Genomic DNA, 21,108 nt, shown 5'->3' on the forward strand with positions numbered 1-21,108 from the left:
TTAGCGGAACTCTTCGGGGATGGTGTGGCGCAGCACGCCTTCCTCGAAGTCCAGCAGGCCGGCTTCGCGCTGGGTGAGCAGGTAGTAGAGCAGGGTATCGAGCGACCGCTGCGATGGCACCTCGACAGCCAGCATCTTCACGGCCTGCTCGGTTTCGCAGTTGCAGCCGAAGTCCTGCAAGGCTGCGCGTACCTGGTCCAGGGTTTCCGGCGGTTTGACCACCACCCGAAACACCGAGCTGCCGCTGCGCTGGCGCAGTTCGGCGAACCAGGTCTCGCCGGCGTCTTCACGGGTGCCGATCACGTCGCCCGGGGCGATGCCGTAAACGTGGAAGGGAATATTGTCGACGGCATAGCCACCTTCCACGGCTTTTGCCCACAGGCCCTCGACCGAGGCCGGTGGGTAGCCGGTCTCGTCCTGTTCCAGGCGGAACAGGACTTTCTTGTACGCGCTGTTCATCGTGTACCCCGCTTCAACTGCGCGCCGGGCGCAGCACCAGCCACAGTGCCACGCCAATCAGCAAGCCGCCGTACAGGTGTGCCATCGACAGCGGCTCGTCCAGCAACCACGCCCCCCACAATACGCCGAATGCCGGGATCAGGAAGGTTACGGTGCTGGCTTTTACCGGGCCGATTTCTTCCAGCAGGCGGAAGTACAGGATGTAGGCGAATGCAGTGCACAGCAGGCCCAGGCCCAGCAGCGACAGCCAAACCTGCCAGCCCCCCCAGCTGGCGGGCGGTTGGGTGAGTGCGCTCCAGCCGAACAGCGGGCTCAACATGAGGGTGGCACCGAGCATGCTGCCCAGTGCTGACAGGCGGCTGTCCAGACCACTGACCCAGCGGCGGGCGAGGAACCCGGCAAAGCCGTAGCAGGTGGTGGCCGCCAGGCAGGCGAGGGCGCCTTGCACCAAGGCCATGTCCAGTGCCACCGGGCCAGCGCCGCTGAGGATGCCGACCCCGAACAGGCCCAGGAAAATGCCGCAGAGCTTGGGCAGGGTCATGGGTTCGCGGAAGAACAGCACGCCGATCAGTACGCCCATCAGCGGCGTGGTAGCGTTGAAAATGGCCGAATAGCCAGCCGGCAATACCTGGGCCGCTACGGAATAGAAGGTGGCGGGGATGCCGGAGTTGATCATGCCCAGCACCAGGCAGGCGCCGAGCTTGCCCTGGAAATCCCAGCGTACGCGGGCGGCGGCGACGATGGCGACCAGGCCCAGGCAAGCGATGGACACACGGAAGAACGCGGTCGGCACCGTGCCCAACTCGGGGGCGATGATGCGCATGAACAGGAAACTCGCTCCCCAGACGGCGGCAAGGGTTAGCAGGCGGGCTAGGGCGATGGGGCTCACAACGGTCTCCGGAGGCAGGGCAGGGGCGCGAGTTTACGCGAGGGGGCGGGGAGATTCTTGTGCTTTCTTGCGGTGTAATCCTGTGCGGCTAAGCTGTCTATCTCACCCCGCACCGAGGTGTCCCGCATGACCCAGCACTGGCCTGCCGGCGAGATCGCCCGGATGATCCTCGATGGCTTTGACGACTATCGCGAGCATTTTCGCCGCATCACCCTCGGTGCCCGTGAGCGTTTCGAACAGGCGCGCTGGCAAGCGTGCCAGCGCGCCGCCGCCGCACGGATCAACTTGTATGAGCAGAAGGTCGGCGAGGTCAACGGCTGGTTGCGGGATGCGTTCGATGACGAGGTGCTGCTGGAGGTCGGCCAGTGGCCCTTGGTGAAAAGTGCCTACATAGGCCTGATCGACCCGCGCCTTGACGATGAACTGTCGGAAACCTGGTACAACTCGCTGTTCTGCAGCCTGTTCAGCCATGACCAGATCAGCGACGGCTGCATGTTCATCCACACCACCCGGCCGTCGATCCGCAGCCATCAGCGCGCTGCGCAAACCCGTACCTATTGCCCCGATGGCAGCCTCAAGGGCCTGTTGCGGGCGATCTTCGCCGACTACGCATTCGTCTATGGCGACCTTGAAAGCGACCTGTCACGCCTTGAGGAGCAACTGCGCGAATGCCTGCCGGACTGGGTCTGCAAGGACCCGACGCTGGCGGTGGAGCTGTTTTCACCGGTGTTGTACCGCAACAAGGGGGCCTACTTGGTCGGTCGGCTTTACAACAGCGACGAGCAGTGGCCACTGGTGATCCCGCTGTTGCACCGCGAAGGGCATGGCGTAGAGGCCGATGCGCTGATTACCGACGAGGCCGAGGTGTCGATCATCTTTTCCTTCACCCGCTCGTACTTCATGGTCGATGTGCCTGTGCCGGCCGAGTTCGTCAACTTCCTCAAGCGCATCTTGCCCGGCAAGCACATTGCCGAGCTGTACACCTCAATCGGTTTCTATAAACACGGCAAGTCGGAGTTCTACCGGGCGTTGATCAACCACCTGGCCAGCAGCGAGGACCGCTTCGTCATGGCACCCGGTGTGCGTGGCATGGTCATGAGCGTGTTTACCCTGCCGGGCTTCAATACGGTGTTCAAGATCATCAAGGACCGTTTTTCGCCCTCGAAAACCGTTGACCGCGCCACGGTAATCGACAAGTACCGGCTGGTGAAAAGTGTCGACCGTGTCGGGCGTTTGGCCGATACCCAGGAGTTTGCAGACTTTCGCTTCCCGCGTGACAAATTCGAGCCAGAGTGCCTGGCCGAACTGCTGGAGGTGGCGCCATCGACCGTGGCGCTGGAGGGTGACACGGTGCTGATCCGCCACTGCTGGACCGAGCGGCGCATGACGCCGCTGAACCTGTACCTTGAGCATGCCAGCGAAGGCCAGGTGCATGAGGCGCTGGAAGACTATGGCTTGGCCATCAAGCAGTTGGCGGCGGCGAACATCTTCCCGGGTGACATGTTGCTGAAGAACTTTGGGGTGACGCGTCATGGCCGGGTGGTGTTCTACGACTATGACGAAATCAGCTTTTTGACCGAAGTGAATTTCCGCCATATCCCGCCGCCGCGTTACCCGGAAGACGAAATGTCGGGCGAACCGTGGTACTCGATCGGCCCGCATGATGTGTTTCCCGAAGAGTTTCCGCCGTTCCTGTTTGCCGACATCGGCCAGCGGCGGTTGTTCAGCCGCTTGCATGGGGAGTTGTATGACGCGGATTACTGGAAGGGGTTGCAGGCGGCGATCAGGGAAGGGAAGGTGATTGATGTGTTTCCTTATCGGCGCAAGGCTCGGTAAACCTGTTTTTGCAGGCCCGCGAAGAGGCCAGGCCTGTTGAGCACAATTATCCCCTCAAACACTTCAAGTCACTGAAATCCGTTCGCACCTTGCCCAACCTATCCTGCAAAAACCGCCGCTGTTGCGGCGTGCTTTGCTGCACCAGGTCCACCAGTAAACTCCGGGCCTGTCGTTCGGTATTCTGAAACGCCGCACGATACGCCGGCGTCCACAAACTCTCCTTGCGCTGCAGCAACGTCGCCAGCCGCGGCTCGAAACTCGCGTCATTGCGCTGGTTCATCGCCAGCAGCAATTGCTGCTGCCAGTGGGCGCGGTTGGCGATCCATTCGCGGTTCTGGTCACCCAGCGCCTGCGACCAGGCTTGCACCCGCTGTTTCTGCACTGGCGTCAGTTCCCCCAGCCATGGCGTCAGGCGTTTTTCCATGCGCTCGGTACGGCGGGCGATCTGTTTGGCCAGCGGTGTATCCACATACTGCTTTTGCCGTTCGCTGATGTCGTCGCGAAAGGCATCACGCATTTCCGCCACTTGGGTGTCGCTCATGCCACGCAACAGTTCAGTGGCCGACGGGGTGATTTCTTCTGCCACCCGGCCAATCGCCTCGCGGGCCTCCTGGGTACGTTGCTGCAGGGCCTGGTCGGTCACCTGGTCGTCAGCGACCATGCCGCGTACCCGGTCCAGCCAGTCGAGGTAACCGGGCAGTTGGGTCTTGCAATGCCAGGCCAGGTGCTCGCGCAAGCGGTCGTCGAGCATGGCCTTCTGCTCGCGGTTCATGTCCAGGTAATCGCCCAACGACCACGGCACCAGACGATCAAGGTTGCGGTAAGCCAGGTCGATACGGCTGCAGGCGGCCAGGGCCAGGGCGAAGCCGATAGCGACAAACAGGGCTTTGGACAGGCGTGCAGGCATGTGCTGTTCCTTCCCGAATCGGGCCAGACCTTAGACGCCAAGGAGCACGGACGGATCACTGCATCAGCGGTCGGACGGTGTGATGGCTTCAGGTGTAGAATAGCCCCCTTGTCTTGAGGATCATCAGAAATGGCTCTGCTTGGGCGTTACAACAGTTTGCAAATCGTGAAGCACGTGGACTTCGGCCTGTACCTGGACGGCGGTGCCGACGGCGAGATCCTGCTGCCCGGGCGCTACATCCCGAAAAACGCCGAAACCGAGGTGGATGACTGGCTGAACGTGTTCATCTACCTGGACAGCGAAGACCAGCTGATCGCCACCACCGAAAAGCCCAAGGTGCAGGTCGGCGAATTCGCCAGCCTCAAGGTCAAGGACATCAACGGTGCCGGCATTTTCCTGGATTGGGGCCTGTCCAAGGACCTGCTGATGCCGTACTCGGAAGAGGCACGGCCGCTGAAGATCGGCGACTACTGCGTGGTGCACGTCTACCTCGACAAGCGCACCCGCCGCATCACCGCTACTTCACGCCTGGACCGCTACCTCGACGTCACCCCGGCTGACTACAAGGTCGGGCAACCGGTCGAGCTGCTGGTAGCCGGTGAAACGCCGATGGGCTTCAAGGCCATCATCAACAACCGTCACTGGGGCCTGATTCACAAGAACGAGGTGTTCAAGTTCCTGCGTTCGGGTATGCACGAGAAGGGCTTCATCAAGGAAGTGCGCCACGACGGCAAGATCGCCCTCAGCCTGCAGCCAGTGGGCGCGGCCCTGTCCGACAGCCTGCAAGAACAGATCATGGCACGCCTGGAGGCTGAAGGTGGGGTGTTGGGCGTGTGCGACAAGAGCGACCCGGCGCTGATCAGCAAGCTGTTCAACGTCAGCAAAGGCAACTTCAAGAAGGCCATTGGCGGGTTGTTCAAGCAGGGCCTGATCGTCATCCATGACGACCGTATCGAAAAGGTCTGACTGCCCTTACGCCTGTACGAAGTTGCGGAAGTCCAGTTGCTCGCCACCCGGACGGGTGTCGCGCAGCAGCGAGTCGCGGTCAGCGCTGAGGGCCAGGCTGATGGTCGAGCGGCGCTTGCCGGGCTTGCGCACTTCCATCTGCTCCAGGTGAGCCTTGAGGAAGTTGGTGGGCACCTTCAGGTGCTGCAGCTCATCGCTTTCTGGCGTGTGCAACAGCAGGTTGACCCAGTCGGCCTGGCCCTTGCCCAGGAGCGCCACGGGCACTTCGAACCACCACAGGTTGCGTTTGTTGTCCAGGATGGCGAACAGGGTATTGCTGCTGGTCAGCACCGGCCGGGCCAATGCTTCGTTGCGCCGGGCGATGGCGGCGGGTTTGTCGAGTTTCATGCAGGTTCCTGCGGGTTGACGCTATGAAGGCCTGCATTGTGAGGGGTGGCACGGGGCGGGGCAAGGTTTGTGATTTGCGGTGCCTGTGCCGGTCTCTTCGCGGGTTTACCCGCGAAGAGGCCAGTAGCATTACCGCCGAACCGGCACGCTCAACTCGGAAGTAGCCCCATCAGCAGTGGTCACGGTTGCAGTAAAGCTGCGCAACCCGCCGATGTTCTCCAGCACCTGGGCAAACCGCGCCTGCCCCTGCTCGTCACTGTTCACCAGCGCGTCCCCAAGGTACTGCTCTGCCTCGGTGCCATCGGCTTGGGCATTACCAAAGAACTCCACACGCAACAGGCTCGACACCGGTCCCTGCACCTCGCCGCGCAATACATTGCCTTCCAGCTCCATCAGCCGGGGCGCCTGTTGGTTGTGGTTAGGCAGCGGCTGGCAAGGCTTGGGCTCGCCCTTGGCATCACAGATGATCGCCTGGTCCTGCTTGGGCAAATCGGCCCCCACCCCGCGCGAACCCACATACAGCGCATGCGCCTGCGCCGGGACGCCAAACACGATGGCGCCCGTGCGTTGGTCAGGCACGCAGGAGCCGCCCGCCTCGCAGCGGCGGATATCCTGGCTGTTACCCCAGATGCGGTTGGCGCTCAGGCGCGTGGCGGTCGTGTCCGGCTCCGGGCGCAGGGCCACGCCGATGCGGTTACCGTGGATCAGGTTGCCGTCGAGGATGTTGCCCTCGCCGGTCACGCTGACCCCGATCGAGTTGCCGCTGAAGGTATTGGCTGCCAGGTAATTGCGCTTGCCCCAGTTGATCTGCAGGCCGTCGGAGTAGTTCTCGAAGCGGTTGCGCACCACGCTGTTGTCGTTGCCCAGCAGAATCTCGATGCCTTGCGAGGGCTCCGGGTTGGCAGCGGTGGAGCGGAACAGGTTGTCGGCCACCAGGTTGAACGCCGCGCCACGGGTCAGCTCCAGGCCGTCGCCATTGTCGATCAGCTGGTTGCGCAGCACCTTGTTGTTGTTCGTGGTGGTGGCGGTAGGGTTACCGGCACCGTCATCACCGGTCAGCATGATGCCCGCGCCGCCCTTGTTGGCGACGATGCGGTTGTCTTCGATCACGTTGCCGCTGGCGCGGTTGACCAGGATGCCGATGCAGAAGTTGCGCACTTCCAGGCCGCTCAAATGCACGCCTTGGGTATCGCGCAGCACCAGCCCGGGGTGGGTGGTGGTGCGCACGTTGGTGCCGAACTGGCCGGGCAGGGCGCCGGGGCAGGTGCGCACGCCTTGGTCCTTGATGTAAGCCGAACCGTCGATGGCGATGTATTGGCCATCGCGTGCCCAGGGCAGGCCAGTGATGCGCACCGGGCCTTTGATTTCTGGCAGTGGGCTATTGGGGCGGATGACGTAGGGCGGCTTGCCCACTGCCGCAATGTCGATGCGGTAATGGCCAGGGTTCTGGTTGCTGGTTTCGATGGCCCAGCGCAGCGAGCCGGGTTGGCCATCGTCGGCGTAATGCTCGACACGCAGGGTTTCAGGGTTAGCCGGTGCGGCGGCCAGTGGGGGCAAGGGGAGCAGTGGCAGCAAGGCCACCAGCGCAGGCATCAGACGCATGGGTGCGGGTATCCGGAAAACATTGTTTTTATGAAGTGCCAGCCTGCTTTGGGCGGACGTTTGCGGGGGATTCTAGGGCAGGGCTGATGGCATCGCGCGGGCGCTGGGGCGATTCGGTGCGGTATTCGCCCGCAGTTTTACCGCTCGGCCCAAGGGTTACAAATCCGTTGAAACTCCTGGCGAGGGCGTTGGGTCCACCAACTGTCGGCACGGTTTACGTGTCTCCCATTGCAGGAGTTTTGCCATGAGCGGTACTAAAGACAAAGCGAAAGGCCTGGCCAACGAAGCGGTTGGCAACATCAAACAGGGCGTCGGCAAGGTGACCGACAACGACAAGCTGCGGGCCGAGGGCAAGGCGCAGGAACTGAAGGGCGAGGCGCAGCAGATCAAGGGCAATGTGAAGGATGCGGTGAAGAAGCCTTGATTCGAGGCAGTCTGACCCGGCCTCTTCGCGGGCAAGCCCCCGAAGAGGCCGGACCTGTGTAAGCAAATTCTTCAAGCATGGCGGGGAGCAGCACAGCAACCGCAGGGTCTATTAGACTTACCCGTTGTATTGATGAATCAAGCGGCGAAAGGAGACGCTATGATTTTCCCCGACCTGCGCGGTCTGCCCCTGCACCGCGTGCTGGTACGCACCGTCAAGGAATTCCTCGACGATGAGATGTCCACCTATGCCTCCGCGCTGGCTTACCAGGCGTTGTTTTCGCTGTTCCCCTTCTTGCTGTTCCTGATTGCCCTGATTGGTTTCCTGCACCTGCCAGACTTCTTCTCCTGGCTGCGCCTGCAAACCGAGCTGGTGCTGCCGCCCCAGGCACTGGAGCAGGTAAACCCGGTAATCGACCAACTCCAGCAGTCCAAGGGCGGGCTGCTGTCGGTGGGTATCGTGATTGCCCTGTGGACCGCGTCGGCGGGCGTGCGCCTGATGATGAGCGCCATGAACGCCGCCTACGACGTGCCCGAAGGGCGACCGGTATGGAAGCGCATACCCCTTTCCATCATCTACACCGTAGGCTTGGCCGGCATGCTACTGGTAGCGGCGGCGCTGATGGTGCTGGGGCCGCAAGTGATGGAGTGGATTGCCTCACAGGTAGGCATGCAGGAGTTCATCGTAACGCTGTGGACCATCCTGCGCTGGCCGGCGATCATCATCCTGATGATGGTGGCCGTTGCGGTGATCTACTACGTGATGCCCGACGTTAAGCAGAAGTTTCGCTTCATCACACCCGGCTCGGTGCTGGCGGTGGTGGTGTGGATCGTGGCCTCGCTGGGCTTTGCCTACTACGTGAAAACCTTTGCCGACTACAACGCCATGTACGGCAGCATTGGTGCAATCATCGTGCTGTTGCTGTATTTCTATATCTCGGCTGCCGTATTGCTGCTGGGCGCCGAAATGAATGCGGTGATCGAGCACATGTCAGCCGAAGGCAAGAACCCGGGCGAAAAAGATTTCAACGGCGAAAAGCCCAAGGAAACCTTGACGGTGCTGGGCCACGAGCACCCCAACCCGAATGCGTCCAATACTGTCGAGCCGAACACCAGATGATCCGCGACATTCTTAAAATGGGTGATGAACGCCTGCTACGCATCGCCCCGCCCGTGCCCGAGCACCTGTTCGGCACGGCCGAACTGCAGCAACTGATCGACGACATGTTCGAAACCATGCGCCATGTGGGCGGGGTCGGCCTGGCCGCGCCGCAGATTGGCGTCGACCTGCAGTTGGTGATCTTCGGCTTCGAGCGCAGCGAACGTTACCCCGATGCCGAAGCGGTGCCGCAGACCATTTTGCTCAACCCGGTCATCACACCGACCTCCACCGAGGTCGAGGACGGCTGGGAAGGCTGCCTGTCGGTGCCTGGCCTGCGTGGCGTGGTGCCGCGCTTCAAGCACATCTGCTACGAAGGGGTCGACCCCCAGGGCAACCCGATCAACCGCTTTGCCGACGGCTTCCATGCACGGGTGGTGCAGCACGAGTGCGATCACCTGATCGGCCGTTTGTACCCATCGCGCATTCAGGACTTCGCCAAGTTCGGTTACACCGAGGTGCTGTTCCCGGGGCTCGACGTCAGCGACGACTAAGCCCGCTCCAGCGCTACCAGGCGTTTGCTGCGCTGGTAGCGCAGCAGGCGGCTTGCCAGGCTTTCGGGCAGTTGCCCGGCCATGTGGAAACCCAGGCGCTGATAGAAGGGCGCCAGGTCCGGGTGGCAGAACAGCCAGGTTGGGCCATTGGCCTGCTCCAGCGCCGCGTCGATCAAGCGTCCGGCCACCCCCTTGTTGCGCTGTTGCGGGTCGACGAACAACCCGGTCAGCCAATAACCATCGCCTACGGGGCTCAGGCTCAAGCCTGCAATGATGCCCGGCGCCCTCGCCACCCACAGCTGCGCATCGCTCGCAGCACGCATGCGCGAGCCGTGCTGACGGTAAAAATGGTCCAGTAGCCGGCGTTCTGTGTCCGAAAGCGTCGAGCAGTGAAGATATGTTAATGAAATGGCGAGTCCTGCCCTGAAAGCTGGCCAGAGGCTCTGGCTGGATGTTTTGAGGCTAATTTGACGCAGATTGTTGCAAATCCGGCAAGGGTGAATATCCGACTACGGGGTTCAACTACTGCCATGCGGGAGTAAACTTTTACACATCCCCCCTGGCAGTACGAAGCGGGATCGGTACTTCGTGCCATCTTCACCGTAGATGGCAACTTCTCCGTGCCGTTCACGGCAATAGAAGTCAATCGATCAGCTTGAATGCTTAAAAGGCAAACCCACATGAAACCATTACTGATTCTTGCATTGGTCGGTATGTCCTCGTTCGCCCTCGCCGATGAGGCCACCCCCGTCTCCAGTCAGCCTGTGGCCCAGCAGTATGACTATTCCATGAACCTGGACATCAAACGGGTGATCAACTTGTCGACCATCCCCAATGTCTGCGAAGTGGTACCTGCCACCATGACCTATGAAGACCACCAAGGCCAGGTGCATACCATTCAGTACCGGGCCATGGGTGAGGGTTGTCAGCAAGGTTGAAGCTGAAGCGATCCCTGTAGGAGCGGCTTTAGCCGCGAACACCGGCGCAGCCGGTGCCATCCACCATCGGTAGATGGATCGCGGGGAAGCCCGCTCCTACAGGCTATAAAGCCACTGCTCGAGAGAATAATTTCCAAGGCCTGTCGATTCCTCCGTTCTCCATTCGACCATAGGTGAAAGCACCACCGTGCCCCCATGACCTGTCGGAGGAACCCCCGATGAGCACCGTAGCCGAAACCGAGATCCGCCAACTGATCGAGCGCTGGATGCAGGCCGTGCGCGATCGCGACATCCCCAACATCACCGCCCCCTATGCCGATGACATTGTCGCCTTCGATGCCATCCAGGCCCTGCAATTCAAGGGCAAGGCTGCCTACACCGCGCACTGGGAAATGTGCATGGGCATGTGCACCGGCCCCATGGTCTTCGAACTGGCCGAACTCACCGTACACGCCGCTGGCGACCTGGCCCTGGCCCACTGGCTGAACCGCTGCGGCCCGGGCGATGACGAAAGCCAGTGCGGCTTCATGCGTGCCACCGTGGGCTATCGTCGTCAGAATGGCCAGTGGCAGGTGATCCATGAGCACTGGTCGGCGCCGTTCGACATGGAAACCCAGAAAGCCCTGTTCGATCTCAAGCCCTGAGCCGTTATCGCCAAACGCACTTTGCCAATGCCCTGGAGGCGACCATGAAATACCTGTGCCTGGTCTATTGTGACGAGGGGCTGCTGCACAGCCTGCCCGACAGCCCGGAAGACGCCGAATGCATGGCGTATGCCGAAGCCATCCAGGGCTCCGGGCGAATGCTGGCGGCCGAGGCGCTCAAGCCTGTGCAGACCGCCACCACGGTACGGGTGCGCAACGGGCACATGAGCCTGACCGACGGCCCGTTCGCCGAAACCAAAGAGCAACTGGCGGGTTTTTACCTGGTCGAGGCCCGCGACTTGAACGAGGCGCTGAACATCGCCAAGGGTATTCCTGCCGCACGGGTCGGTAGCGTCGAGGTAAGGCCCGTGCGCCAACTGCAACCCTGACAGCCAAGGAGCACAACAACAATGAGCCTTGCCCAACCTGCACCTGCCCAACATGAGTTGTCCATCAGCCGCTTGATCGACGCACCCCCGGCCAAGGTGTTCCGCGCCTGGACCGAACCCCAGTGGCTGATGCAGTGGTGGGGGCCGCACGGCATGACCACACCGGAGTGCGAGATGCAGTTGTGGGCCGGCGGCCTGTTCCGCACCCTGATGCGCGCGCCGGATGGCAGCGAGTACCCGAACCAGGGTGTGTTTCTGGAAATTGCCGCACCACGGCGGCTGGTGTTCACCGATGCCTTCGGCCCCGGCTGGGTGCCCTCGAACAAGGCCTTCATGACCGCCGTGATCAGCTTTGACGAGGAGCAAGGCAAAACCCGCTACACCGCCCGCGCCTGGCACTGGAATGCCGCCGACTGCCGGGCCCATGAGGAAATGGGCTTTCACCAGGGCTGGGGAGAAAGCCTGGACCGCCTGGTGGAGGTGGTGACCCAGCGGATGCCCGACTGATGGCGGCACTGGCGCAAGTGCGTACCGAAGTCGAGGCGGTGTACCGGCGGGAGTCGCGGCGCATTTTGGCAACGTTGATCCGCTTGCTGGGTGATTTCGACCTGGCCGAGGAGGCCATGCATGATGCCTTCTTCATCGCTGTCGAGCGTTGGCAGCGCGACGGCATACCCGAAAACCCAAGGGCGTGGCTGGTTTCCACCGGGCGCTTCAAGGCCATTGATGCGCTGCGCCGACGCGCCCGTTTCGACCGCTCCCAGGCCGACCTGAGCATGCTGCTCGACGCCCAGGCACAGGACCCCAGCGAAGAAGAGTTGCTGGCCGATGACCGCCTGCGCCTGATCTTCACCTGCTGCCACCCGGCATTGTCCGCCGATGCCCAGGTACCGCTGACCCTGCGCGAAGTCTGCGACCTGACCACTGAACAGATTGCCCACGCCTTCCTGCAAAGCCCGGCCACCATCGCCCAGCGCATTGTCCGCGCCAAGGCCAAGATTCGCGATGCAGGCATCCCGTACCAGGTACCGGAATTGAACGAACTGCCCGAACGGCTGGAGAGCGTTTTGCGGGTTATCTACCTGGTGTTCAACGAAGGCTATTCGGCGTCATCGGGCGAGGCGCTGCTGCAGCAGGACCTAAGCGATGAAGCGATCCGCCTGGCGCGGTTGCTGGTGCAGTTACTGCCCGACCCGGAGGCGGTTGGCCTGCTGGCCTTGATGCTGCTGCAGGCGTCCCGGCAGCAGGCGCGAACCGATGCCCAGGGCAACCTGGTGGTGTTGGAGCAGCAAGACCGCAGCCTGTGGGACCGGCAACGCATTGAGGAAGGCTGCGAGCTGGTGCGCCAGGCGCTGCAAAGCCGGGCGTTCGGCGCCTATACGGTGCAGGCGGCGATTGCCGCGGTGCATGCCGAAGCATCGACGGCAGCGGAGACGGACTGGGCGGAGATTGTCGGGCTTTATGACGTGTTGCAGCGGCATTGGCCTTCAGCCGTGGTGGAGCTGAACCGGGCGGTGGCAGTGGCCAAGAGGGATGGACCGGAGGTTGGCTTGCAGGTGGTCGAGGGGATTATGGCGCGAGGGGAGCTGCTGGACTATCACCTGGCGCATGTGGCTCGGGCGGAGTTGCACTATCAACTGGGGCAGGTCGAGGAGGCCCGTGCGGCTTGGCGGCAGGCGCTGGCGCTGACCCGGCAGGAGCCGGAGCGCAGGCACATTGAGCGGCGGCTTCAGGCCATTGAATGATGTTTTCTGTGCCGGCCTCTTCGTGGGCACGCCCGCGAAGAGGCCGGTACTGGCTATATCGATCTTCAGCTAGCCACAAAATTCGGCGGCGACACCAGCTCGACGGTCTGCTGCTTGCGCGGTGCCAGGATCTCGGCCTCACCCTCGACCACCAGCTCATCGTTTTGGTTGTACACATTGGTGGCGATACGCACCTTGAACTTCGGCAGCTTCTCGAGGATTTCCAGGCGCACGGTCAGGGTATCGCCAATTTTCACCGGCTTCTGGAAGCTCATTTGCTGGCCCAGGTAGATGGTGCCAGGGCCTGGCAGGGTGCAGGCCACTGCTGCACTGATCAGCGCGCCGCTGAACATGCCGTGTGCAATACGTTCGCGGAACATGCTCTTGGCGGCGAACTCGGCATCCAGGTGAACCGGGTTGTGGTCACCGGACATCGCGGCGAACAGCTGGATGTCGCGTTCTTCAACGGACTTCTTGTACTCGGCCTTCTGGCCGACTTCGAGGGCTTCGTAAGGCGTGTTGGTGACCTGGGACATCGGTGCTTCCTTAAGCGTTAGGCGAGGGTGGCTATCATTCACTGCGCACGGGGCGGCCAAGGGCCAGCGCCTGTTCAAGCCAGCCGAGGATATCGGCGGTGACCTCGTCACGGTTGGTTTCGTTGAGTACTTCATGCCGCGCTTGAGGATAGACGCGCAGCTGTACATGTCGATTGCCGGTCGCGCGCAGGGCGTCGGCCAGATGGGTGAGACGCTTGCCGGCACTGACCGGATCACATTCACCACCGATCACCAGCATGGGTAGGTTCGGATCGATCTGCGCGAGGTTACTCGGCTGGCTGATCTGCGCCAAGCCTTGTAACAGGTCGAGCCACAGCTGGTTGCTGCAACGAAAGCCGCACAACGGGTCGTTGACGTACAGGTCGACTTCGGCCGGGTCGCGGCTGAGCCAGTCGAATGCGGTGCGGTTGGGCTTGAAAGCCTTGTTGAACGAGCCGAACGACAACCACTCGATCAATGCACTTTTGCCCAACGGCCCCTGACGCCAGGCTTCCAGCCGGGCAATCTGCCGGGCCACCCGGTAAAGCGTTGCCGGCTGGTAGTTGGAGCCACTCAGGATAGCCCCGTGCAGGCTGGCACTGTGGTGCAGCAGGTAGGCCTGGGCGATGTAGCTGCCCATGCTGTGGCCGAACAGGAACAGCGGCGTGCACGGGTATTGCTGACCGATGTGCTGGGCCACCCGGCCGAGGTCGTTGACCACGGCATTCCAGCCATGATGGCGGGCGAACAGGCCGAGGCTGCCCTGCTCGGCAGTGCGCCCGTGGCCGCGCTGGTCGGCCGCGAACAGGGCAAAGCCCGCCTCGCTCAGGGCCTGCCCAAGGCGTTGGTAGCGCCCGGCATGCTCGGCCATGCCATGGGCCAGCAGCACCACGGCTTTCACCGGTTTGGCCGGCAGCCATTGGTGCACGTACAGGCTGCAGTGCTCGCTGGCGGGTAGCCAGAAGGCGTCGTTAGGCATGGCGGGTCCTTGTGCGCACAGGTACCCGAACAGTGTATGCACAACCGGCCGGATTGCAGGAAGGGCACAAATAAGATTCACAATGTTAATGGCGGCACTTGGCGTATATGCCACCTTGGACTTACCTGTTAACGTCGGATCAACGCCTTTTCGCCGGCTGGCGATCAGGTAATGGACTAAAGGACGCAGTGCAGGTCCAGGCAGAGGAACAATAATAAATGCAAGCCGACTTCTGGAATGACAAGCGCCCGGCGGGCGTGCCTTCCACCATCGACATCAATGCCTACGCCTCGGTCGTCGAGGTGTTCGAGCGCTCCTGCAAGCGCTTTGCCGACCGCCCGGCGTTCAGCAACCTGGGCGTGACCCTGACCTACGCCGAGCTGGAGCGCCATTCAGCCGCCTTCGCCGGCTGGTTGCAGCAGCACACCGACCTCAAACCGGGCGACCGCATCGCGGTGCAGATGCCCAACGTGCTGCAATACCCCATCGCCGTCTTCGGCGCCATGCGCGCCGGCCTGATCGTGGTCAACACCAACCCGCTGTACACCGAGCGCGAAATGCGCCACCAGTTCAAGGACAGCGGCGCGCGCGCACTGGTGTACCTGAACATGTTCGGCAAGCGTGTGCAGGAGGTGTTGCCCGATACCGGCATCGAATACCTGATCGAGGCGAAGATGGGCGACCTGCTGCCCACCGCCAAAGGCTGGCTGATCAACACGGTGGTCGACAAAGTGAAGAAGATGGTGCCGGCCTATCACTTGCCCCAGGCGGTATCGTTCAAACAGGCGCTGCGCCAAGGGCGCGAGCTGTCGCACAAACCGGTGCCGCTGAGCCTGGACGACATCGCCGTGCTGCAATACACCGGCGGTACCACTGGCCTTGCCAAAGGCGCGATGCTCACCCACGGCAACCTGGTGGCCAACATGCTGCAGGTGCTGGCCTGCTTCTCGCAGCATGGCCCCGACGGGCAGAAGCTGCTCAAGGACGGGCAGGAGGTGATGATCGCGCCGCTGCCGCTCTACCACATCTATGCCTTTACCGCGAACTGCATGTGCATGATGGTCACCGGTAACCACAACGTGCTGATCACCAACCCACGGGACATCCCGGGCTTCATCAAGGAGCTGGGCAAGTGGCGTTTCTCCGCGCTGCTGGGGCTGAATACCCTGTTTGTTGCGCTGATGGATCACCCGGGCTTCCGTCAGCTGGACTTCTCGGCGCTGAAGGTCACCAACTCCGGCGGCACGGCGCTGGTCAAGGCCACTGCCGAGCGCTGGGAAGCGCTTACGGGGTGTCGCATCGTCGAGGGCTACGGCCTGACCGAAACCTCGCCGGTGGCCAGCACCAACCCCTATGGCAAGCTTGCCCGACTGGGTACGGTGGGCATCCCGGTGGCGGGTACCGCGTTCAAGGTGATCGACGATGACGGCAACGAGATGCCGCTGGGCGAGCGGGGCGAGTTGTGCATCAAGGGCCCGCAGGTGATGAAGGGCTACTGGCAGCAGCCCGAGGCCACGGCCCAGGCCCTGGATGCGGACGGCTGGTTCAAGACCGGCGATATTGCGGTGATCGACCCGGACGGTTTCACTCGCATCGTCGACCGCAAGAAAGACATGATCATCGTCTCGGGCTTCAATGTTTACCCCAACGAGATCGAGGATGTGGTGATGGGCCACCCCAAGGTCGCCAACTGTGCAGCCATCGGTGTGCCGGACGAGCGTTCCGGCGAGGCGGTGAAGCTGTTCGTAGTGCCGCGTGAGGGGGGGCTGAGCGTGGATGAGCTCAAGGCCTACTGCAAGGCCAACTTTACCGGCTACAAGGTGCCCAAGCACATTGTGCTGCGCGAGTCGTTGCCGATGACGCCTGTGGGCAAGATCTTGCGGCGGGAACTGCGGGATATCGCTTGATGGGTATGGCTTTGGCTTAGTGGTGTTGTTGAGATCGAGCGCCGCGCGGGCGGCGCTCGATCTGCGAAACCTTACAAAACTCAAGCCATCCGCGACATTTTGGTTAAAAACTCTAAAAATGACTTGTATTGTTCATTGAGTCATTTTTGTGACTGCAAGGCCTATTTTGGCCTCTAGGCGACCCCAGGCAAAGCTGTTACTCTCGGCCCGCTTTCAGACGATCCGGTTTGCAACGAACCGCCGTCTCATATCAATAATAAGCGCATCGACGCGCCAATCGAACTTCGCTGTTGCTGAAGGAGTGGGCTTCCATGATCGAACATTTTTGGAAGGATAAGTACCCAGCCGGGATTACGGCGGAAATCAATCCTGACGAATTCCCCAATATCCAGGCAGTACTCAAGCAATCCTGCCAACGCTTTGCCGACAAACCGGCCTTTAGCAACCTGGGCAAGACTATCACTTATGGCGAGTTGTATGCGCTGTCGGGGGCGTTTGCGGCCTGGCTGCAGCAGCATACCGACCTCAAGCCGGGTGACCGCATTGCCGTGCAACTGCCCAATGTCCTGCAATACCCGGTCGCGGTATTCGGTGCCATGCGTGCCGGGCTGATCGTGGTCAACACCAACCCGCTGTACACCGTGCGGGAGATGGAACACCAGTTCAACGACTCCGGCGCCAAGGCCCTGGTGTGTCTGGCCAACATGGCCCACCTGGCTGAAAAGGTGGTGCCCAAGACCCAGGTCAAGCACGTTATCGTCACCGAAGTGGCCGACCTGCTGCCGCCGCTCAAGCGCTTGCTGATCAACAGCGTGATCAAGTACGTGAAGAAGATGGTACCGGCCTACAACCTGCCGCGTGCCATACGCTTCAACGACGCGTTGGCATTGGGCAAGGGCCAGCCGGTAACCGAGGCCAACCCGCAGGCCAACGACGTGGCGGTGCTGCAGTACACCGGCGGCACCACGGGCGTGGCGAAGGGGGCAATGCTCACCCACCGCAACCTGGTGGCCAACATGCTGCAGTGCCGGGCGCTGATGGGCTCCAACCTGCACGAAGGCTGCGAAATCCTTATCACGCCGCTGCCGCTGTACCACATCTATGCCTTTACCTTCCATTGCATGGCGATGATGCTGATCGGCAACCACAACGTGCTGATCAGCAACCCGCGTGACCTGCCGGCCATGGTCAAGGAACTGGGCAAGTGGAAGTTCAGCGGCTTTGTCGGCCTCAACACCTTGTTCGTTGCCCTGTGCAACAACGAGGCGTTCCGCGCCCTGGACTTTTCGGCGCTGAAAATCACCCTGTCTGGCGGCATGGCTTTGCAACTGAGCGTGGCCGAACGCTGGAAGGCCGTTACCGGCTGCGCCATCTGCGAAGGTTACGGCATGACCGAAACCAGCCCGGTGGCGGCAGTGAACCCGGCAGAGGCCAACCAGGTGGGTACCATCGGTATTCCGGTGCCTTCGACCCTGTGCAAGATCATCGACGACGCCGGCAACGAGCTGCCGTTGGGCGAAGTGGGCGAGCTGTGCGTCAAGGGCCCGCAGGTGATGAAGGGCTACTGGCAGCGCGAAGACGCCACCGCCGAAATTCTGGACAGCGAAGGCTGGCTGAAGACCGGTGACATCGCCCTGATCCAGGCGGACGGCTACATGCGCATCGTCGACCGCAAGAAGGACATGATCCTGGTCTCGGGCTTCAACGTGTACCCCAACGAGTTGGAAGATGTGCTGGCGGCCTTGCCGGGTGTGTTGCAGTGCGCGGCCATTGGTGTGCCGGACGAGAAGTCGGGTGAGGTGATCAAGGTGTTCATCGTGGTCAAGCCGGGCATGACCCTGACCAAGGAGCAGGTGATGGAGCACATGCGTGCCAACGTTACCGGCTACAAGGTGCCGCGCATGATCGAATTCCGTGATTCGTTGCCAACTACCAACGTGGGCAAGATCCTGCGTCGCGAGTTGCGTGATGAAGAGCTGAAGAAGCAGGGCCTGAAGAAGATCGCCTGACCTTCTGAATCTATGCTGGCCTTACTGGCCTCTTCGCGGGTTTACCCGCGAAGAGGCCAGTGAAATCAGCGCAGCTTTTCAAGCATCTGGTAGTACCACATCCCCGCCGCCAGCAGCGGGTTCCCCAGCAAGTCCCCCATCGGCACCCGCACATGCTTGCATTGCGCGAAGGTGTCGAACTTCTCCAGCGTCCCGGTCAATGCCTCGGCCATGATCTCGCCCATGATGTGGCTGGTGGCAATGCCATGCCCCGAGTAACCCTGGCAATACCATACGTTGTCCGACAGCTTGCCCAACTGCGGAATGCGGTTGACCACGATGCCCATGGCACAGCTCCATTGGAACTCGATCGGCACGCCCTTGAGCGCCGGGAAGGTGCGTTCGATGCACGGGCGCAGCTCGCCTTCGATGTCGCGTGAGTCCTTGCCCGAGTAATTGGCGCCGCCACCAAACAGCAGGCGTTTGTCGGCGGTCAGGCGGTAGTAGTCGAGCACGAAGCGACAGTCGTATACCGCCAGGTCCTGCGGGTTGATCTGCTCGGCCAGCTCACCCAGCGGCGCGGTGGTGACGATGCCGCCCATGGCCGGGAAGATCTTGCCCTTGAGCTGGCGCTTTTCCAGCTTGTGATACACATCGCCGGCCAGCATTACCTGGCGCGCTTCGACCCGGCCATGGGCAGTGACCACTGCCGGGCGCGGGCCGTGAACGATGTCCAGCACCTCGGAGTTCTCGAAGATCAGTGCACCCAGGCTGTGGGCCGCACGGGCTTCACCCAGGCACAGGTTGAGCGGGTGCAGGTGCAGGTTGCGCAGGTTTTTCAGTGCGCCCAGGTACAGCGGGCTTTGCAGGTGCTCGGCCACTGCCGCACGGTCCAGCAATTGCACCTGCTCGCCCATGCCACGGCGGTGGGCCTCGGCCTCGAAGGCACGCAGTTCGTCCATGTGCGAAGGTTTCATTGCCGCATGCAGGTGGCCGCGCTTGAGGTCGCAGTCGATGCCATAGCGCGCCACGCGCTGCTCAATCACCTGATGACCACGCCAGCGCAAGTGCCAGATGAAGTCGTCGACTTCGGCACCCAGGTGGTTGCGCATCTGCGAGCGCATGGCCTCATCACCCGATAGGCTGCCGGTGACCTGGCCGCCATTGCGCCCGCTGGCGCCCCAGCCGATGCGGTTGGTTTCGACGATGGCCACTTTCAGGCCACGCTCGGCCAGCTCCACCGCAGTGGCCACGCCGGTAAAGCCGCCGCCGATGATGGCCACATCCACCTGCACCGTGCCCTTGAGTTGCGGGTACTCGGTGTGGTCGTTGAGGGAGGCGGTGTAATAGGACGGCGCACGCTGCGCCGGGCCTTTGTTCAATGCTGCGTTCATGGGTGTTCCTTGTTAGGTAGGGGCTCAGGCCTGGTGCAGGTACCAACGCCAGTCCTGCTCGCTGACTTCGGCCATGAACTGGCGGTACTCGGCACGCTTTACCTTCAGGTACACGCCAAGGAAGTCGTCGCCCAAGGCTTCGCGAGCCCAATGGGAATGCTGCAGGGCATCGAGGGCGGTCAGCCAGTCGGTGGGCAAGTGCTCGGTGGCCTGGGCATAGCCGTTGCCTTCCACCGGTGCGCCTGGGTCCAGCTGTTCGCGGATGCCGCGATGGCTGGCGGCGAGGATCGCTGCGGCAGCCAGGTAAGGGTTGGCGTCGGCGCCGCAAATGCGATGCTCTACATGCCGGCTGTTGGCCGGGCCGCCGGGCACGCGCAGGCTCACGGTGCGGTTGTCCACGCCCCAGGTCGGGGCCAGCGGCGCATAGCTGTTGGCCTGGAAGCGACGGAACGAGTTGGCATTGGGGCAAAACAGCAGCAGCGAGTCGCGCAGGTGGCGCAGCATGCCCGCCACGGCCTGGCGCAGCAGCGGGGTGCCGGCCTTGTCTTCGCTGGCGAACAGGTTGTTGCCCGCGCTGTCGGCCAGGCTCAGGTGCATGTGCATGCCGGTGCCGGCCAGGTTGGCAAACGGCTTGGCCATGAAGCAGGCCTGCATGCCGTGGGCATGGGCCACGCCCTTTACCAGGCGCTTGTAACGCACGGCCTGATCCATTGCCTGCAGGGCGTCGCCGTGTTCGAGGGTGATTTCCACCTGGCCGGGGGCGTACTCGGAAATCGCAGTGCGCGCCGGAATGCCCTGCGCCTTGCAGGCGGCGTACAGGTCGGCGAGGAAGGGTTCGATCTGTTCCAGCTCGCGCAGGCCATAGACCTGGGTGGTGCGTGGGCGGCCACCGTCATTGTCCAGCGCCGGTTGCGGGCGGCCCTGTGCATCGCGTTGCTGGTCGAGCAGGTAGAACTCCAGCTCGCAGGCCATTACGGGGTGGTAGCCGTCGGCTTTCAGGGCGTCGATGGTGCGCAGCAGCACATGGCGCGGGTCGGCGATGCTGGCTGGTAGGCCTTCGCTCGGATGCATGCTGACCTGCACGGCGGCGGTCGGCACCCGGCGCCAGGGCAGGCGCACCAGGCTGCCTTCGAGTGGGTAGGCGCGGCAGTCGATGTCGCCCACGTCCCACACCAGGCCCGAATTTTCCACGTCGTCACCGTTCAGGGTCAGGCCAAGGATGGTGCTGGGCAGCGGCCGGCCGGTTTGGTACACGGCCAGCAGTTCATCACGGTGCAGCAGCTTGCCGCGTGGTACGCCGTTGGCGTCGAGGATGAACAGCTCGAACAACTCGATATCGGGGTTGTCGGCCAGGAAACGGGTAGCCTGCTCTACAGGTGCAAAGTGCATGATGTATTCGCTCACAAGCGCACAGGACGTTCGCGCAAAACGCGCGGTCCAGTTGAGTCAAACGGCCAGACGATGGC

At 62.3% G+C, this 21,108-nt stretch carries 22 protein-coding genes; 12 read left to right on the forward strand and 10 right to left on the reverse strand.

Features of this window, described 5'->3' with window-relative positions; all coding sequences use genetic code 11:
• Together D8767_RS08460 and D8767_RS08465 are read right to left on the reverse strand one after the other, a co-directional pair.
• A complete protein-coding gene (locus D8767_RS08460; RefSeq protein WP_016711924.1) occupies nt 1–459 on the reverse strand; it encodes a DUF4265 domain-containing protein in 459 nt (152 codons plus the stop codon).
• A gap of 13 nt (nt 460–472) precedes the next feature.
• The gene (locus D8767_RS08465; protein ID WP_019098513.1) at nt 473–1,348 is read right to left on the reverse strand and encodes a DMT family transporter; all 876 of its coding nucleotides are present in this window, start codon (nt 1,346–1,348) and stop codon (nt 473–475) included.
• A 126-nt stretch (nt 1,349–1,474) separates the two neighbouring features.
• Here D8767_RS08465 and aceK point away from each other — a divergent pair, with 126 nt between their 5' ends.
• Entirely contained in the window at nt 1,475–3,184 is a 1,710-nt protein-coding gene (gene aceK / locus D8767_RS08470) for a bifunctional isocitrate dehydrogenase kinase/phosphatase (protein ID WP_016711922.1), read from the forward strand.
• A gap of 46 nt (nt 3,185–3,230) precedes the next feature.
• Here aceK and D8767_RS08475 read toward each other — a convergent pair whose 3' ends face one another.
• The gene (locus D8767_RS08475; protein ID WP_016711921.1) at nt 3,231–4,091 is read right to left on the reverse strand and encodes a DUF6279 family lipoprotein; all 861 of its coding nucleotides are present in this window, start codon (nt 4,089–4,091) and stop codon (nt 3,231–3,233) included.
• A gap of 129 nt (nt 4,092–4,220) precedes the next feature.
• On the opposite strand from D8767_RS08475, the gene D8767_RS08480 reads away from it, so the two are divergent.
• A complete protein-coding gene (locus D8767_RS08480; RefSeq protein ID WP_016711920.1) occupies nt 4,221–5,057 on the forward strand; it encodes a S1 RNA-binding domain-containing protein in 837 nt (278 codons plus the stop codon).
• Between the two features lie 6 nt (nt 5,058–5,063).
• Here D8767_RS08480 and D8767_RS08485 read toward each other — a convergent pair whose 3' ends face one another.
• Nucleotides 5,064–5,444 carry a hypothetical protein gene (locus D8767_RS08485; protein WP_003254641.1) on the reverse strand — a complete coding sequence of 127 codons (381 nt, stop codon included), beginning with the start codon at nt 5,442–5,444 and terminating at the stop codon, nt 5,064–5,066.
• Between the two features lie 129 nt (nt 5,445–5,573).
• Nucleotides 5,574–7,046, reverse strand: a complete 1,473-nt coding sequence (locus D8767_RS08490; protein ID WP_016711919.1) for a nitrous oxide reductase family maturation protein NosD — start codon at nt 7,044–7,046, stop codon at nt 5,574–5,576.
• 244 nt (nt 7,047–7,290) lie between these two features.
• Between D8767_RS08490 and D8767_RS08495 the strand changes: the two genes are divergently transcribed.
• The 3 genes from D8767_RS08495 (at nt 7,291) to def (ending at nt 9,122) form a co-directional block, all read left to right on the forward strand.
• Entirely contained in the window at nt 7,291–7,470 is a 180-nt protein-coding gene (locus D8767_RS08495) for a CsbD family protein (protein WP_016711918.1), read from the forward strand.
• 159 nt (nt 7,471–7,629) lie between these two features.
• Nucleotides 7,630–8,589 carry a YihY/virulence factor BrkB family protein gene (locus tag D8767_RS08500; protein WP_016711917.1) on the forward strand — a complete coding sequence of 320 codons (960 nt, stop codon included), beginning with the start codon at nt 7,630–7,632 and terminating at the stop codon, nt 8,587–8,589.
• Nucleotides 8,586–9,122: a peptide deformylase gene (gene def, locus D8767_RS08505; protein WP_016711916.1), complete on the forward strand. Its 537-nt coding sequence runs from the start codon at nt 8,586–8,588 to the stop codon at nt 9,120–9,122. Before D8767_RS08500 ends, def begins: the two co-directional genes overlap by 4 nt.
• Here def and D8767_RS08510 read toward each other — a convergent pair.
• On the reverse strand, nt 9,119–9,445 hold the full coding sequence (locus tag D8767_RS08510; RefSeq protein WP_016711915.1) for a GNAT family N-acetyltransferase: 327 nt from the start codon (nt 9,443–9,445) through the stop codon (nt 9,119–9,121). The two genes, def and D8767_RS08510, sit on opposite strands and share 4 nt — an antisense overlap.
• A gap of 357 nt (nt 9,446–9,802) precedes the next feature.
• Between D8767_RS08510 and D8767_RS08515 the strand changes: the two genes are divergently transcribed.
• The 5 genes from D8767_RS08515 to D8767_RS08535 all read left to right on the forward strand — a co-directional run bounded on the left by D8767_RS08515 (nt 9,803) and on the right by D8767_RS08535 (nt 12,838).
• Complete coding sequence (locus D8767_RS08515) at nt 9,803–10,060, forward strand: DUF2790 domain-containing protein (protein WP_016711914.1); 258 nt, start codon at nt 9,803–9,805, stop codon at nt 10,058–10,060.
• A gap of 218 nt (nt 10,061–10,278) precedes the next feature.
• Nucleotides 10,279–10,704: a nuclear transport factor 2 family protein gene (locus D8767_RS08520; protein WP_016711913.1), complete on the forward strand. Its 426-nt coding sequence runs from the start codon at nt 10,279–10,281 to the stop codon at nt 10,702–10,704.
• 44 nt (nt 10,705–10,748) lie between these two features.
• On the forward strand, nt 10,749–11,093 hold the full coding sequence (locus D8767_RS08525; RefSeq protein WP_016711912.1) for a YciI family protein: 345 nt from the start codon (nt 10,749–10,751) through the stop codon (nt 11,091–11,093).
• 21 nt (nt 11,094–11,114) lie between these two features.
• Nucleotides 11,115–11,600 carry an SRPBCC family protein gene (locus D8767_RS08530; protein ID WP_016711911.1) on the forward strand — a complete coding sequence of 162 codons (486 nt, stop codon included), beginning with the start codon at nt 11,115–11,117 and terminating at the stop codon, nt 11,598–11,600.
• Entirely contained in the window at nt 11,600–12,838 is a 1,239-nt protein-coding gene (locus tag D8767_RS08535; protein ID WP_016711910.1) for an RNA polymerase sigma factor, read from the forward strand. Before D8767_RS08530 ends, D8767_RS08535 begins: the two co-directional genes overlap by 1 nt.
• Nucleotides 12,839–12,903: 65 nt before the next feature.
• On the opposite strand, the gene D8767_RS08540 is transcribed toward D8767_RS08535, so the two are convergent.
• On the reverse strand, nt 12,904–13,374 hold the full coding sequence (locus tag D8767_RS08540) for a MaoC family dehydratase (protein ID WP_016711909.1): 471 nt from the start codon (nt 13,372–13,374) through the stop codon (nt 12,904–12,906).
• A 34-nt stretch (nt 13,375–13,408) separates the two neighbouring features.
• Nucleotides 13,409–14,353, reverse strand: coding sequence for an alpha/beta hydrolase (locus D8767_RS08545; protein ID WP_016711908.1), 945 nt, complete (start codon nt 14,351–14,353; stop codon nt 13,409–13,411).
• A 218-nt stretch (nt 14,354–14,571) separates the two neighbouring features.
• On the opposite strand from D8767_RS08545, the gene fadD2 reads away from it, so the two are divergent.
• Together fadD2 and fadD1 are read left to right on the forward strand one after the other, a co-directional pair.
• Nucleotides 14,572–16,260, forward strand: coding sequence for a long-chain-fatty-acid--CoA ligase FadD2 (fadD2, locus tag D8767_RS08550; protein ID WP_016711907.1), 1,689 nt, complete (start codon nt 14,572–14,574; stop codon nt 16,258–16,260).
• Between the two features lie 311 nt (nt 16,261–16,571).
• On the forward strand, nt 16,572–18,269 hold the full coding sequence (gene fadD1 / locus D8767_RS08555; protein ID WP_016711906.1) for a long-chain-fatty-acid--CoA ligase FadD1: 1,698 nt from the start codon (nt 16,572–16,574) through the stop codon (nt 18,267–18,269).
• A gap of 65 nt (nt 18,270–18,334) precedes the next feature.
• Here the strand turns inward: fadD1 and D8767_RS08560 are convergent, their stop codons facing one another.
• Nucleotides 18,335–19,642 (reverse strand): FAD-binding oxidoreductase, encoded by a 1,308-nt coding sequence (locus tag D8767_RS08560; protein WP_016711905.1) that lies wholly within the window; start codon nt 19,640–19,642, stop codon nt 18,335–18,337.
• A gap of 24 nt (nt 19,643–19,666) precedes the next feature.
• Nucleotides 19,667–21,031 carry a glutamine synthetase family protein gene (locus D8767_RS08565; protein WP_028700270.1) on the reverse strand — a complete coding sequence of 455 codons (1,365 nt, stop codon included), beginning with the start codon at nt 21,029–21,031 and terminating at the stop codon, nt 19,667–19,669.
• Nucleotides 21,032–21,108 lie beyond the last annotated feature (77 nt).

This window comes from Pseudomonas sp. LTGT-11-2Z (assembly GCF_003691445.1).
GTDB lineage: Bacteria > Pseudomonadota > Gammaproteobacteria > Pseudomonadales > Pseudomonadaceae > Aquipseudomonas > Aquipseudomonas monteilii.